The 13,763-nt window shown below is 67.4% G+C and carries 18 protein-coding genes and 2 pseudogenes; 4 read left to right on the forward strand and 16 right to left on the reverse strand.

The genetic code is table 11. The annotated features are described in order from the left end of the window. Positions 1-20 precede the first annotated feature (20 nt). The 7 genes and pseudogenes from MNO14_RS08205 to MNO14_RS08235 form a co-directional block, all read right to left on the reverse strand. Complete coding sequence (locus tag MNO14_RS08205; RefSeq protein ID WP_241946188.1) at positions 21-266, reverse strand: hypothetical protein; 246 nt, start codon at positions 264-266, stop codon at positions 21-23. A 45-nt stretch (positions 267-311) separates the two neighbouring features. After that, a complete protein-coding gene (locus MNO14_RS08210) occupies positions 312-533 on the reverse strand; it encodes a hypothetical protein (RefSeq protein ID WP_241946189.1) in 222 nt (73 codons plus the stop codon). Positions 534-536: 3 nt separating this feature from the next. Next, positions 537-818 carry a G5P family DNA-binding protein gene (locus MNO14_RS08215; RefSeq protein WP_241946190.1) on the reverse strand — a complete coding sequence of 94 codons (282 nt, stop codon included), beginning with the start codon at positions 816-818 and terminating at the stop codon, positions 537-539. Then, a pseudogene (locus MNO14_RS08220) lies at positions 815-1,552 on the reverse strand (replication initiation protein); the annotation flags it as partial. The pseudogene MNO14_RS08220 and the gene MNO14_RS08215, both read right to left, overlap by 4 nt. 118 nt (positions 1,553-1,670) lie before the next feature. Next, complete coding sequence (locus tag MNO14_RS08225) at positions 1,671-2,300, reverse strand: hypothetical protein (RefSeq protein ID WP_241946192.1); 630 nt, start codon at positions 2,298-2,300, stop codon at positions 1,671-1,673. Then, positions 2,293-2,487, reverse strand: a complete 195-nt coding sequence (locus MNO14_RS08230; protein ID WP_241946193.1) for a hypothetical protein — start codon at positions 2,485-2,487, stop codon at positions 2,293-2,295. Before MNO14_RS08230 ends, MNO14_RS08225 begins: the two co-directional genes overlap by 8 nt. Then, positions 2,484-2,663 carry a hypothetical protein gene (locus tag MNO14_RS08235; RefSeq protein ID WP_241946194.1) on the reverse strand — a complete coding sequence of 60 codons (180 nt, stop codon included), beginning with the start codon at positions 2,661-2,663 and terminating at the stop codon, positions 2,484-2,486. Before MNO14_RS08235 ends, MNO14_RS08230 begins: the two co-directional genes overlap by 4 nt. Before the next feature lie 313 nt (positions 2,664-2,976). Between MNO14_RS08235 and MNO14_RS08240 the strand changes: the two genes are divergently transcribed. After that, a complete protein-coding gene (locus tag MNO14_RS08240) occupies positions 2,977-3,354 on the forward strand; it encodes a helix-turn-helix domain-containing protein (protein ID WP_241946195.1) in 378 nt (125 codons plus the stop codon). A gap of 95 nt (positions 3,355-3,449) precedes the next feature. Here the strand turns inward: MNO14_RS08240 and sigJ are convergent, their stop codons facing one another. The 4 genes from sigJ to MNO14_RS08260 all read right to left on the reverse strand — a co-directional run bounded on the left by sigJ (position 3,450) and on the right by MNO14_RS08260 (position 6,621). Next, positions 3,450-4,352 carry an RNA polymerase sigma factor SigJ gene (gene sigJ / locus MNO14_RS08245; protein ID WP_241946196.1) on the reverse strand — a complete coding sequence of 301 codons (903 nt, stop codon included), beginning with the start codon at positions 4,350-4,352 and terminating at the stop codon, positions 3,450-3,452. A gap of 1 nt (position 4,353) precedes the next feature. After that, positions 4,354-4,803, reverse strand: a complete 450-nt coding sequence (locus tag MNO14_RS08250) for a carboxymuconolactone decarboxylase family protein (protein WP_241946197.1) — start codon at positions 4,801-4,803, stop codon at positions 4,354-4,356. Positions 4,804-4,915: 112 nt separating this feature from the next. Further along, entirely contained in the window at positions 4,916-5,782 is an 867-nt protein-coding gene (locus tag MNO14_RS08255; protein WP_241946198.1) for an MBL fold metallo-hydrolase, read from the reverse strand. Then, complete coding sequence (locus MNO14_RS08260; RefSeq protein ID WP_241946199.1) at positions 5,779-6,621, reverse strand: MBL fold metallo-hydrolase; 843 nt, start codon at positions 6,619-6,621, stop codon at positions 5,779-5,781. Before MNO14_RS08260 ends, MNO14_RS08255 begins: the two co-directional genes overlap by 4 nt. Positions 6,622-6,731: 110 nt before the next feature. Here MNO14_RS08260 and gcvA point away from each other — a divergent pair, with 110 nt between their 5' ends. Then, positions 6,732-7,652 (forward strand): transcriptional regulator GcvA, encoded by a 921-nt coding sequence (gcvA, locus tag MNO14_RS08265; protein ID WP_241946200.1) that lies wholly within the window; start codon positions 6,732-6,734, stop codon positions 7,650-7,652. A 43-nt stretch (positions 7,653-7,695) separates the two neighbouring features. On the opposite strand, the gene MNO14_RS08270 is transcribed toward gcvA, so the two are convergent. From MNO14_RS08270 to wrbA, 5 genes and pseudogenes are all read right to left on the reverse strand, one after another. Beyond that, positions 7,696-8,541 carry a transporter gene (locus tag MNO14_RS08270; RefSeq protein ID WP_241946201.1) on the reverse strand — a complete coding sequence of 282 codons (846 nt, stop codon included), beginning with the start codon at positions 8,539-8,541 and terminating at the stop codon, positions 7,696-7,698. A 65-nt stretch (positions 8,542-8,606) separates the two neighbouring features. Beyond that, complete coding sequence (locus MNO14_RS08275; protein ID WP_241946202.1) at positions 8,607-9,824, reverse strand: MFS transporter; 1,218 nt, start codon at positions 9,822-9,824, stop codon at positions 8,607-8,609. Positions 9,825-9,958: 134 nt separating this feature from the next. Next, positions 9,959-10,216 (reverse strand): annotated as a pseudogene (locus MNO14_RS08285) (sigma factor); the annotation flags it as partial. 1 nt (position 10,217) lies between these two features. Beyond that, positions 10,218-10,667, reverse strand: coding sequence for a carboxymuconolactone decarboxylase family protein (locus MNO14_RS08290; protein ID WP_241946203.1), 450 nt, complete (start codon positions 10,665-10,667; stop codon positions 10,218-10,220). A gap of 134 nt (positions 10,668-10,801) precedes the next feature. Next, complete coding sequence (gene wrbA / locus MNO14_RS08295; RefSeq protein ID WP_241946204.1) at positions 10,802-11,428, reverse strand: NAD(P)H:quinone oxidoreductase; 627 nt, start codon at positions 11,426-11,428, stop codon at positions 10,802-10,804. A gap of 97 nt (positions 11,429-11,525) precedes the next feature. Here wrbA and MNO14_RS08300 point away from each other — a divergent pair, with 97 nt between their 5' ends. Then, complete coding sequence (locus MNO14_RS08300) at positions 11,526-12,473, forward strand: LysR family transcriptional regulator (protein WP_241946205.1); 948 nt, start codon at positions 11,526-11,528, stop codon at positions 12,471-12,473. A gap of 120 nt (positions 12,474-12,593) precedes the next feature. Continuing rightward, positions 12,594-13,763: an alpha/beta fold hydrolase gene (locus tag MNO14_RS08305; RefSeq protein WP_241946206.1), complete on the forward strand. Its 1,170-nt coding sequence runs from the start codon at positions 12,594-12,596 to the stop codon at positions 13,761-13,763.

The following is a 13,763-nucleotide window of genomic DNA, read 5'->3' on the forward strand; positions in this document are numbered from 1 at the left end:
AGGTGGAACAGGTCAGCCGATCAGCGCGCCGACTTCTTGATGTACGTCCAGACGAGCAGCGCGCCGATCAGGATCGCCACGGCGGCGAAAATCTGGCCCATTTCCGCCTTGCCGCCGGACACCTCAGCCGCGACTGCAGCGGCCTCCCCCTCGGCCAAGGCAAGGCCCGACGCTGCCATGCCGGTGACGCCGGCCGCGATCTTGCCGCCCGTGGTGCGCAGCGCGGAGGCAGCGCGATCGGTGAAACGAACGATGTTGCTCTTCATGGTTGCTCTCTCTCTCTCGATAACGGGCGGAATTGCCCAGGTGGATCAGAAATGCCCAACACGCGCGGCTCGGAAGACCATTCGCGCTTTTAAGCCCAACGCCCAGCACCCCACGATGGAGAACGCGACGATGGAGCCATCAGCCGCCGACAGGTACGGAATCACCGGCTGGTGGTACGGGAGATGCACCGGCACCGCGCACGTGCCGTCGTGCCGCACATGCTCGGCGGCGCAGGCGACGACGTAGAACGGGGCCGGGTCACTCATGGGTTACGCCTTCTTCGGCGGGTCGAGCGGACCGACCAGCCGCACGCGACGGCCGAACTTCAAACCGCCGTATTCGTTGACCTCGACACTGGCAAGGTCGAGTTGATAGAGGCCCGGCGGATAAGGGCGCTGGTCGTCGTCCAACTGCACATTGAACGGCAGAGGGAAGTCCTCGCCGGAATCGATAGCGGCCTTCTGCTCGCGAAAATGAATCTCCTTGCGGTCCCCACGCGCGGGAATGGTGCGGGTGAGAACGGCGTCGGACTTGACGATGATATGGCTCATGAGATTGCCTCTAGTTTCCAAGCGATGACCCGGCCCTTGTCGAAGTAGACGCGCCAGGGCGAGGGCCAGAATTCGCCTGTGCGTTTGTCGGCGTAACCGCCGGGAACCTTGCGGATGTCAGCATCGACGCCGAGCGCGTCGCGGGCGTCCTGGGGAGATTTCCACCAGCGCAGTTCGCGCTTGGATTCGTCGTTGAGGCCACCCACGCCGTGCGTGCGGAAACCCTTGGGAAATGCTTCAGCCATTGCGCCGCAGAACTTGGACGCGTACTTGGCGAGGTAGCCGACCGCGTTGCGGGCGCGCTCAATCTTGGTCATGCCATGAGGCCACCACCCTGCCCTGTCCGCCTTCGGGAAGTAGTAGCCGCGCGGAATCCAGATCAACAGGTGGTAGTGGGGTCGAAGGGCTTTGGTGAGTTCTCCGACCCAGAGATAACGGAACAGCGGACGCCCATGCCCCTTTCGTCCTGCAACTTTATGGAAGAAGCGCCGGACGCCTCGAACCAAATTGCTAACGTCGCGAGGGCTGCTGTCACCTCCCGCTCTGTAGGTCGCCGTGAGCATGTACCACGCACCACGCTGCGAGCCTTTGCGCGCTTCCTGGTCATGCAATCTCGCTCCTGTAATTACGCTCTTCCGGAGGCGAGTAGCCCGGATGCGGTTCTGATCGAGCTCGACCGAAACGCGGCCGATACGTGGCCCTGGGCCACTTGTTGAAGAAGGGACAAGCCCAAGGCCGGCCGCTTCGCGGCCAGCCTTCGACGCGAACGGAAGGTTCGTCGCCACAAGCGCAGACGCGTCGGCAGTGCGACGCGCCCAAGCGGCGTCGATGACTTCGGGCGTGAGGCAACCATCAGCCATGACGCACCGCCTGAATCGAATCGACCGCGGTGGATGCAGCCAGGTCAACCAGCCACAAGGCGAGCGCGGGCGGCGTGTGTTCTCGCTCCGCCGGGCCAATCTCCTTGCGCGCCCTGGATCGATCACGGCCGGACCATAAGCCGCAGACGCGCTCGGCTTCGCCCAGGCTCAACGGGAATGCAGGGATCGATGAAGGATCAGCGCCGACGATGTAGAGCCACGTGCGCTTCTCGGCGCGATGGCCCCACCACTTCTGGGAGACCGGCATCACCCAGCCGCCGAAGCTGTCGCGATCGGTCGATCCAGGCCGAGGCAACGCGAGCTCACGAAAAAGCGCGGAGCCCGACGGATGTTCAAGCACGCCACCAAACCGACGCACTTGGTCAATTGCCCATACGGCAAGATCGCGCTCGCCAGGGCGAGGCTTGGCGAACGTGCGCATGCGGGACCAGGATCGGCACGGCGGATGTGCGACGACCGGCATGCCACCGAGCCAGGTGCGCGCGTCGCGATCGATGTCGTAGACATCGCAACGAGGGTCGGACTTGTAGACCGAATCGCAGCGAGCGAACAGCACGGCAACAGCCGGCCGCGCCTGGATGAAACAGGCACCGTCAGCCATGACGTGCCGCCTTACGAGTGTGAATCGCACGAATGCGACGGCGGCGAGCGTGCGCGTGGAGACGGTCGTACCAGCAGCCGAAGTCGGTGTAGAGCAGCACCATGCCGCCGATGGTGATTATCCAGAGTTGGACGAGTACGCGGCCGAGTTCTTGAATCTCGGACGGCTGAACGATGGCGCAGGTCACGACTGCACCGCCGCGCGCTCGCGCTCACAGGACAGCCAGACGCCGCGCCATTCGGCGACGCGGGGGTCACCGAACAGATCGCGGTTGGAACCTGGACGGGCGTTATCGGCCAGGAGGCCGGCGTAACGTTCGAAGGCCGCATCGGCGGCGGCGTCGATGACGTGCTGCATGGTCATGCGCGCACCCGACGAACGCAGCACGGCAGCGTGCGGGTCTCGAAAGCGGCGGCGTAGCGGCAAGCGTTGCCGTACGAACGATGCGGCTGCCCTTCCGCCTGCCAAGCGTCGTTGACGTAGACGTAGACCTGATACATGACGAATCCCCTGCACCCCCTACCCGGTATCCCGGTCACCCTCGGGGGGTGCCGAGGGGCCGGGAATTAGGTCTAAGACCTAACGCGGGCGACGATGAGGGGAATTGCCTAATCTGTCAAGGGGGAATATTGTAATTTGCCTAATTTCCCGACGAACGGTCATCCGGAGGCCTGTCATGACGTACGCAGCGCAACTCATCGATGCGGTCAAAGAGGCAAGCGGGCTTTCGTCTGATCGCGAGCTGGCCGACGCTCTGGGCGTGAAGCCGCCGACGCTCAACCAGTGGAAGCACAACAAGGGCTCACCCATGCCACCCGAGCGAGTGATGCAGTTGTGCGAGATGGCGTCTATTGCAGACGCCGGCCCGTGGCTCGTTGGCGTCCAGGCGGACGCGGTACGGATCACGGCCGTTCGCCGTGCGCTGGAATCAGTCTTGGACCGAGCCCGCCCGAGCGTGGCGAAGGTCGCGACGCTCGGGGCCGCTTCGCTCGTCTACTGCGGCCTCGCCGCGCTTCAAGCCGCTGAAAGCGCGGGACGAATGTACATTATGTAAGAACCCGTTCAGGCGGTAGGAGTCCAGGCAATCCCGTTCTATCCACTTCCCGCAGCCTGCGGCCACCAGTTCGGTCGCTCTGCGAAGCGCGCACGTCATTGCACCTCGGTTGCGACCTGCTCCACACGCGAGAGCTTGTCGGGATTGCGCATGATGAAGATGTCGGCCAGGTGCCCGGCGTCGTCATAAGAAAAGGACGCCGCCGCAGTCACTGTCCCTGCGGGGTCTCGCAGAATCAGGCCCAGGTGGCCGTTGAAGTTCGCGCGCTCGAAGGTGTAGTCGGCCCACCAGACATGCAGGCCCGCTGTGATGAACCGCAGCACTTCGCCCTCGCCGACCATGATCCGGCGCGCCGCGGGTACTTTGCCGCCGCCGTCGGCGGCAAGGCGCACGTCTCGCGACAACAGCAACGCAAGCTGCTCGGTCTGTCCGTCGCGGACGGCACGCTCAAAGGCGATCAGCAGTTCAGTCTGCTGCGCCGGCGGTGTGATGTGTCGCACGCGCGCCTGCCCGACGTGCGCATGGGCGCGGGAAACCAGTTTCCGGCACGCCGGTTCCTGCATGCCCAGTGTCGAGGCGATGTCCGCATAGTCCATGTCGAAAATTTCGTGCAGCAGATAGGCCGCGCGTTCCTTCGGTGTCAGCCGTTCGAGCAGCAATAGGAAGGCCGACGTCAGTGTCGACGCCAGTTCGGCGGCCGCCTGTGGCTCGATCTCGTCGGCGATGCGCAGCGGCTCGGGTAGCCAGGTGCCGACGTAGTCGACACGGCTGCGATGCGCATTGCGCAGCAGGTCCAGGCAATGTCGGGTGCAGGTGGTGGTCAGCCAGGCGCCAGCGGATGCGATCGCTGCACGATCGATGCGTTGCCATTTCAGGAAGGTGTCCTGCACGGCATCCTCGGCATCGGCCCGCGAGCCCAGCAGGCGATATGCCAGGCCCAGCAGGCCGGGCCGGGCGTCGTCGAAGGCGGTCATGCTGTCGTCGGGCCGGTCGGTCATGTCAATGATTGGCGATCGCGATGCGGTTCCACTGGTTGATCATCGCCACTTCTACCGTCAGCGCCGCGATCACCGTGTCTTCGAAGTGTGCGCGCAACTGCGTGCGCAACGCGCCGATGTCCGGCTCGCGATCGCCCCCGAGGCGCGTGAGTGCTTCCGTCCACGCCAATGCAGCGCGCTCGGCCGGTGTGTAGTCCGTCATGTGCCGCCAGCCGGCGAGATGGTCGAGACGCGCGTTGGTCTCGCCGTCTGCCCTCGCCTCGCGGGTATGCATGCGGATGCAGTACGCGCAGCCGTTGATCTGCGACGCACGCAGGTGCACCAGGTGGCGCAAGGCGCGCGGCAGGCCGTGCCGGTCGTTGGCCGTGTGCACAGCCAGGAGCGCGCGGTAGACATCGGGCAATGCCCGGTCGACCGGCACCGGCTGTGTGGGGGATTGGGAAGCGTGCATCGTCAGTCTCCAGTGCGGGCGCGTGTGCCCGGATGCAGGTTTGACGATTCGGTGCGCCCGGCTGTGACGTGTCGGCGCGGCCTCGTGCTGCCAGGCGCGGTGGCAGCCTGCCTCAGGTCGGCCACTCGATCCAGTCTCCGGGCTTCACCACCTGCACTGGTACATCCCGCTCTCGGGCGGCGGCACGGAGTGCGCCGATGGGGTCGTCCACTTCGACATAGGCGTCCATGTCGCGCACCCCGTAATGGATCGGCACCAATGTGCGTGCGCCCAGGATCGCGGCCGCTGCCACCGCCTGCTCGGGTGTGAGCACGCCGGGCAGCCCGCTGACGGGGTGGCGCCAGCCGAACCGGGCACCATTGATCGGCAGGAACGCGGCATCGAATGGACCGAACTGCCGGCCGATCCGCCACCAGTGGCCATGCCACAGGGTGTCGCCGCCATGGAAGATGCGCCGCCCGCCGGCGGACACGACCCAGGACACCTGCGGATCGCCGTAACCATCCGCAGCGGGCACCGGGACGGCGGTGAAGTCGCCGAACAGTTGCGGCTCCCAGAGCGGGCTGGGCCTGACGCGTACACCGTCGGGTAACGGCTCGGGCCTGATGCCGGCTGGATAGGCCAGAACGCCGCCGTGCCGCAGCGCTGCCGCGGTCGCTTGCGCGTCGAAGTGGTCCGAATGGCCGTGCGTGATCAGCACCGCGGCGTCAGCCGCGCCATCGTTCACCGCCACGAGCGTGTCCGCAAGCGCCTCACCCCAGACCTGCGCATCGATGAGCGGGTCGATGAAGAGCGTCGCGCCTGGCAGCTGCAGCCGGATGCCTGCCCAGGCCAGGCGCTGGATACGCAGCGACTGCGACGTGGTCGAGGCGCCGGATGCCCCGCCCGGCAGTGCCATCAGCGTGGCCAGGCCCGTGCAGTACGTCAGGAAACGCCTGCGACGGGGATCGGTCGGCAAGTGGGGCGCGGCGGTCTTCATGCGGCCTGCACGTCCGACGCCAGCGCCGCGTCCAGTGCGAAGATGGATTGCGTGACGATCGCCTCGAGATTGCGGGCGTGCCATGTGCGCTCGAAGGCGACGGGCACCACGCCAGGCGCGATGCAATCCTCGATGCGGATCTCGCTGACGCGGGCCGCGACCGTGTCCGGCGAGGCGTCCTTGCGGATGTGCACGACGTGGCGTTGGATGCTGTCGAGGTAATGCTGGGCCTGCGCGAGCACCGCCGCATCGAAGACGCCGATGTGTCCGCCGACGATCCGCGCGCGTCCGAACTGGCGGATGCGTCCGATCGCGGCCCGCTGCAGCTGCGAATCGGCTTTCGACAGGTACACGATGTGGCCAACGATATTGTCGCCGACGCAGGCCAGATCGGCGCTCGGCACGTCCACGCTGACGTGATCCATGGTCTTGCCGGGGTTGTAGAGCAGGCGTAGTTGGTGCCGGCCCCAACGCAGCGCCATATCGTTGAAGACGAAGTCGGGCTCGCGGTAGAACGCGTCGACGCGCCGGTTCTGCGACAGGAAGGTCTGCCGGTGATGCCGGTGCGCCAGCACCCGCGCGCCGCGGAACTGCACCAGGCCGGCGATATGGTCGCTCATGAAGTGCGTGGTCGCGATCAGGCGCACCGTCTTGCCCATCTGCCCGCACAGGGTGTCGCGCAGCCAGGCGGCGTCGGCCTCGCTGCCCAGCGCATCGACCAGCAACACCTCGTCGCCGTCGACGAACGCCGTGGCCACGGATTCCACCTCGTCGCCGACGAACATCCATACATCGGGGCACAGTGCTTGAACACGCATGTCGAATATCCTGATGGGCACCGGTGCATGGTCGCGATGCTGCGCGTGCGCGACAAACGAGTTCGGTTGGCGTTCGCATCAGAAAAACTAACGCGATACGATGCTCGCCGCTTCGACCGGTTGCGCCTCTTGTGAGATCTCGCCGCCCTGCCCCGCTCAATGCGCTCCGCACGTTCGAGGCGGCGGCGCGTCATCTGAGTTTCACCGCGGCGGCCCGCCAGCTGTTCGTCACGCCGGCCGCAGTCAGTCATCAGGTCAAGCAACTGGAGGCGTATCTCGGACTGCCGCTGTTCCAGCGTCAGCACCGTGCGGTCGTGCTCACCGATGCGGGACGGGCGCTGGCGGCGACGCTGGGCGAGGTGTTCGGGCATCTGGATCGAGCGCTGGACCAGGCGATGTCCCAGGCGGCCGCGGTGTTGCGGGTCACGACACTGGAGTCGTTCGCTGCGAAATGGCTGGTGCCGCGGCTGCATCGTTTCCACCGGGCATGGCCCGGTATTCAGGTCCGGATCGAGACCGGCGACGCCCCTGCGGACTTCGTCCACGACGGCCTCGATGTCGGGCTGCGCTACGGCGCGGGCGGCTATGCGGGCGTGCATGCGGAACGCTTGATGGACGCGGCGGTGTTCCCCGTCTGCGCCCCTGCCCTGCTGCTCGGCCCGCATCCGCTGCACGTGCCCGGCGATCTGCGCCACCACACGCTCTTGCACGATCGGACGGCGGTGGGGCGGCCCGGCGTGCCCGGCTGGGCGGACTGGCTCGAGGCCGCAGGTGCGGCCGATGCCGACACCGGCGCGGGACCGGTGTTCACCAGCGCCTATCTCGCGCAGGAAGCCGCCATCGCCGGGCACGGGGTTGCACTGGGGATCGGCCCGCTGGTCGCGGACGATCTCCAGCGAGGCCGGCTGCTCCGCCCCTACGCGCAGACTTCGGAGAACGCGTATGCGTTCTGGCTGGTGCGCCGCGACACGCCGATGCCGACGCCGGCCGTGGACGCGTTCTGCCAGTGGCTGCGTGACGAGGCCTCGAACGAGCGCGCAAGCGTCCGGTGATCGGGCGACGGCCGCAGCGCCCTCTGCGTTTGCGCGAGGGCCCCTAGAATCGCGTGGCGTAACGCACACTGAGCCGGGCTCCTTCGGATCGATCCTTCGCCAGGGTTTCGATGTACGCCGCGGCGTGCAACGAGGTGGCGCCGCGCGACCATCCCAGTGCGGGCCCGACGCCCACAATGCGCTCGCGTCCAGGTTGCGCGACGCCGTCGATGCGGTCGTCGGTGATCTGAACCAGCGCGTACAACGCAGCGCCGATGCGCAGATCCTGGCCGGCCGAACGCGAGATCGACGCGTTGAGATGCAGCGCTTGTCCAGCCTGGACCTCGGAGGCGTCGAGGCCGGCAGCCGGATCGCGATTGGGGCCGGTCCACAGGTAATGCAGGCGGCCACTGAGCTCCCAGGCGTCGGATCGCTCCCAGGTGAACGCGTAGTGCGGATTGAACTGCAGCACGTTGTGCCCCGCGTCCAGCCGGCCCGGTGTGCCGTAACCGCCGGTGGGCAGGCTGACGTTGAGGTTGAGGCGCTGCCAGAACGGGCGTCCGGCGAGATGTGCTTGCGGCCATTGCAGAATCAGCGGACTGATGAAGACATCGCCAAGACCGCTCGTGCGTAGTGGACTGCCGTGCGCGGGCGTCACCTGCGCATGGACCCACGGCACGATGAGCTCTCCACCCCAGTAAGCACCCAGGACGCGGCGGTTGGAGATCACGCTGAGCTGGCCGAGCAGCGCCACGGATTCGATCTGCGGTGCGTCGTTCGAACGTTGCCCGCGGTCGTCCCGAGAGCGCTGCGCGCGATATGCCGACAAGGTCTGCTGGACCATCCAGCCCGGCCCAGCGATTCCGTCCTGAAACGTACTGTCACCGAGGTTCACCGGCGGCAGCGTCACGTCGGCCTGCGCCTGGCACATCGACCCGCCGGCCAAGGCGAGCACTGCGACGCTGGCGACCGCCCTCATCGCCCGGCCTCCAGCCGGCGCCGGCAAACAGCCGCAGCCCCCATCGCCAGCAGCGCGATCAGTACCAAGGGCAGCGCCACCCACGGCCAGCCGGCGGTGCCGGCGACGCTGCCGGCAAGCAGCGGACCGAGGACGATTCCGGCGTTGTTGCCCTGTGTCGCCAGCCCCACCACCGAGCCGAGCGTTCCTGGCTGCCGGGCCAGTCGCGGCGCCGCATCGAAGATCGCGACCGGAATGAACGCCCCAACGAACGAGAACAGCAGGCACAGCAGGTAGGCCAGCTCGCCGGGCAGTGGCAGGACCAGGATGCCGACGGTGCACAGTGCAAGCGTCGCGAAGCTCCCGCGCAGCAGTTGCGTCGTGCCCAGGCCGCGTTGCAGCAGGGCACCACCGGCCAGACACCCGGCGGCACCAGCCAGCACGGCGATCGCGCTGAGCACCCCGGCCGCCGGTCCGTCCACCGCCAGGCGCGCCCCGAGGATCGTTGGCAGGAACCCGAACAGCGCGAAGAACATGGCGGTGTAGGCACAGAATTGGCCGGCCAGCCACCATGCGCCGCGGTCTGCCAGCACCACGCGCAGGCCGTGTCGCCAATGGCGGTCATTGCCCTGCCCTGCGATCGGACGAAGGTCGCGCGTCCCCAGCCCCAGCACCAGTGCATAGACCGCCAGCAAGGCCGCATTCGCCCACCACAGGCCGCGCCATCCCAGTGCGCCCAGTGCGGGGGCCGCGAACATCATCATCGCCATGCCCAATGGCATGAACATGGCCCACGCAGCAAACGCCGGCCTGCGCGTTGCGACCGTGGTCGCCGCCACCACGAGCGCCGGCGCGGCAACCGTGACGGCGAGAAACCCCAGGCCTTCCAGTGCCCGCGCTGCGAGCAGCGAAGCAAGCGACGGCGCCATGGCGCCCAGTGCCGAGCCAACCGCCTGCAGCAGCAGGCCGGCAATGACGGTTGGCCGGGCCTGGAGCCTGTCCGACATCGCGCCGACCGCCACGCTGATCAACGCCCCGAGCAGCGCGAAGGCCGACAACACCCAGGACGCGGCCGACAGCGCCACCTCCAGATCCATCCGGATCGCCTGCAACGCCAGCGTCGCCTTGCCCACCTGGAAGGCGGACACGATGCCGGCACCGATCACGAGCGACAAGGCGAGACGGTCGGTCGCGGCGACCGGCGCGACCGCCGCCTGCCCAGCGTGCGATGTCATGGCGACACCTCCGCGTGCAGCCCGGCCAGAGCCGCTGACCAGAGCCCGCCGGTCTGGTCGAGGAAGTTCTTCATCTGCGCGGCCATGTTGCCGTAGCGCGTCGGTGTGCCGACGATGATCGCGTCGTACCCCGGCAACCAGGTGCCGACGTAGTCGACACGGCTGCGATGTGCATTGCGCAGCAGGTCTAGGCAATGTCGGGTGCAGGTGGTGGTCAGCCAGGCGCCAGCGGATGCGATCGCTGCACGATCGATGCGTTGCCATTTCAGGAAGGTGTCCTGCACCGCATCCTCCGCATCGGCCCGCGAGCCCAGCAGGCGATACGCCAGGCCCAGCAGTCCGGGCCGGGCGTCGTCGAAGGCGGTGATGCTGTCGTCGTGCCGGTCGGTCATGTCAGTGATTGGCGATCGCGATGCGGTTCCACTGGTTGATCATCGCCACTTCCACCGTCAGCGCCGCGATCATCGTGTCTTCGAAGTGTGCGCGTAACTGCGTGCGCAACGCGCCGATGTCTGGCTCGCGATCGCCGCCGAGGCGCGTGAGTGCTTCCGTCCACGCCAATGCAGCGCGCTCGGCCGGTGTGTAGTCCGTCATGTGCCGCCAGCCGGCGAGATGGTCGAGACGCGCGTTGGTCTCGCCGTCTGCCCTCGCCTCGCGGGTGTGCATGCGGATGCAGTATGCGCAACCGTTGATCTGCGACGCGCGCAGGTGCACCAGGTGGCGCAAGGCGCGCGGCAGTCCGTGCCGGTCGTTGGCCGTGTGCACAGCCAGGAGCGCGCGGTAGACATCAGGCAATGCCCGGTCGACCGGCGCCGGCTGTGTGGGGGATTGGGGAGCGTGCATCGTCAGTCTCCATTGCGGGCGCGTGTGCCCGGATACAGGTTTGACGATTCGGTGCGCCCGGCTGTGACGTGTCGGCGCGGCCTCGTGCTGCATCGCAGCGACCGGCGCGGCCGCCGCTTGCGCGGCATGCGCTGTCATGGCGACGCCTCAGCGTGCAGCCCGGCAAGTGCCGCCGCGATCCGGGCCACGTGGTGCCCCTGGAACCACGCACCGTCGAGTTCGTTCGCGCTCGGCTGACGATCGCGGTCGTTCTCCCCGCTGGCCAGCGTCGATGCGCCGTATGGCGTGCCGCCGGTCACCTCGTCCATGCGCAACTGGCCCTTGAACGTGTACGGCAGGCCGACGATCACCATGCCCAGGTGCAGCAACACGGTGTGGGTGGATTGCAGCGTGGTTTCCTGTCCGCCGTGTTGGCTGCCAGTCGATGTGAACGCGCTGCCGACCTTCCCCACCAGCGCGTCCCGAAACCAGAGCCCACCGGTCTGGTCGAGGAAGTTCTTCATCTGCGCGGCCATGTTGCCGTAGCGCGTCGGTGTGCCGACGATGATCGCGTCGTACCCCGGCAACTCCGACACGGTCGCAACCGAGGCGGCCTGCTCGGTCTTGTAGCCTGCCTGGGCGGCCACGTCCGTCGGCACCAGATCCGGCACCCGCTTGACTGCGACATCTGCGCCGGCGTCCCGAGCACCCGCAGCGACGGCATGCGCCATCGTCTCGATGTGGCCGTAGGCCGAGTAGTACAGCACCAGAATCCTGGGCATGGCGACTGTCTCCGGAGGAATCGGAGACCACCTTCGCAGCGCAATGCGATCTGCGGAAGTGCTAATGTTTCGGTCATTCTGATCGATGGAATAGATCATGCTCGATGGCCTGACCCTCGACCAGCTGCGCGTCCTGGTGGCCGTGGCTGAAACGGGAAGCTTCCGCGCAGCCGCCCGGCGCATCCGGCGCGTGCAGTCCGCGGTGAGCCACGCGATCGCGAGCCTGGAGGCCCAGCTCGGCGTCCAACTGTTCGACCGCGCCGGCCGGCGCCCGACGATGACGCCGGAGGGGCGTGCCCTGCTCGCCGATGCCCGTGCCGTCCTGCTGCGAATGGATACGATGCGTGCCCGCGCACGCGGGCTCGGGGACGGCGTGGAATTGGGCCTGTCGCTGGTCGTCGATACGCTGTTTCCGATCCAGGTGGTCGCCCACGCGCTCGACGCAATGCATCGGACTTATCCGTCCGTCGCCGTCCGCCTGCGCGCGGCGCCATTGGGCGAACCGCTGGCCGCGCTGCGCGAAGAGCGCTGCACGCTCGCGATCACTGTGGGTGAGGAATTCCGGGAGCCGGAGATCCAGCTCGAAGCGCTGTCGCCGGTGCCCTTCGTCGCGGTGGTCGCCGTGGGGCATCCGCTGGCCGGTCAGTCTGATCCGCTGCTGCCGTCGGCATTGGCCGAGCACTTGCAGATCGTGCTTGAGGACGCCAGCGCACGGAGCGCGGACAAGGACTTCGGCGTCCTGTCGCCGAGCACGTGGCGTGTCGCCGGACAGGACATCAAGCACGCGATGATCAGCGAAGGCCTGGGCTGGGGACGGCTGCCGCTGTGGGCGGTCGAGTCCGAACTGGCGTCGGGACGGCTGCAGCGGCTCGATGTCGCCGCTCTCGGTCGACACGGGCGCGTCGACCTCGAGTCGTATCTTGCGCACCGCAACGACCGTCCGCTCGGCCCCGCCGCCCGGGTTCTGCGTGCTGCGCTGCACGCGCGACTGCATGGATCACCGACCGATGGCGCCGATGCGGCACCGCAAGCCGAGATGCGCTGACGATCCAGACCGCGCCGTTGTGACAGCGACCATGGCGCCGTCCCGTGCGAACGTAAACCGTGATCCTGCCCCGGCGGCATGGCAACATCGGCGCCCTCGTCCCACCACGCCAGGCATCCGATGTCGCTTCACCGCATTCTCGGCCCCACAGCCACCGCCTGCATCGCGGCCTCGCTCGCCATCCTCCTGCTGCCATCGCCTCTGCGCGCCTCCGACGCGCAGGCGTCCAAAACGCGGCAAGACAGCGTGGCGATCGTGGCCGACATGCGGCGTGTCGTCACCGATCACGGTGTCGAACGTCTCGAGAAGGTCCGGATCGGCGGCATCGATCAATGGGTCTCCATTCGTGGCAGCGATCGCCGCAATCCCGTCCTGCTGATGCTCCACGGCGGCCCGGGCTGGGTGTCGATGCCGACGAGCTGGTACTTCCAGCGTGGCTGGGAGGAGTTCTTCACCGTCGTGCAGTGGGACCAGCGCGGCGCAGGTAAGACCTACGCGAGCCACGATCCCGACGAGATCGCCCCGACCATGACCCGCGAACGCATGGTGGCCGATGCGCTGGAGATGGTGGCCTGGCTGCGCACCACGTTTTCGCAGGATCGGATCTTCGTGCTGGGCCAGTCCTGGGGCAGTTATCTGGGGCTCGAGGTGGCGCGGCAGCGGCCGCAGTGGCTGCATGCCTACATCGGCGTGGGCCAGATCTCGAATGCGCCGGAAAGCGAACGGCGTGGTTGGGCCTGGACGCTGGCGCAGGCGCGCCAGGACGGCAATACAGAGGCTGTTGATGAATTGACGGCACTGCAGCCGTATGCGCCGGGCACGGCGCCCGTCCCGCTCGAGGCGCTGTTCAAGCAGCGCAAGTGGCTGAACCACTACGGCGGCATGGTCCACAACCGCCGCGGCGGACAGGCCGAAGCCGCGGCGCTGTGGCTGGCGCCCGAGTACAGCGATGCCGATCTGGCTGCGGTCTGGGCCGGCAACGACTACTCGATGACCCATCTCCTGTCTGGGGTCCTCACGCTGGACATGACCACGATCCGCGAGCTCAAGACCCCGTTGTTCCTCTTCCTGGGTCGCCACGACCACAACGTGTCGTCCGAGCTGGCGGCCGACTGGTTCGCGACGGTCGATGCGCCATGCAAGGAACTGGTCTGGTTCGAACAGTCGGCACACGAAGTCATGAACGAGGAACCGGGCAAGATGCTGCTGACACTGGTGACGCGTGTGCGTCCGATGGCGACCGGGGCCGAGGGCCCCGGCCCATCGGCCCCGCGCTGTCGTCGGGATTGA

Origin of the sequence: Luteimonas sp. S4-F44 (assembly GCF_022637415.1) — a bacterium.
Classification (GTDB): Bacteria; Pseudomonadota; Gammaproteobacteria; order Xanthomonadales; family Xanthomonadaceae; genus Luteimonas.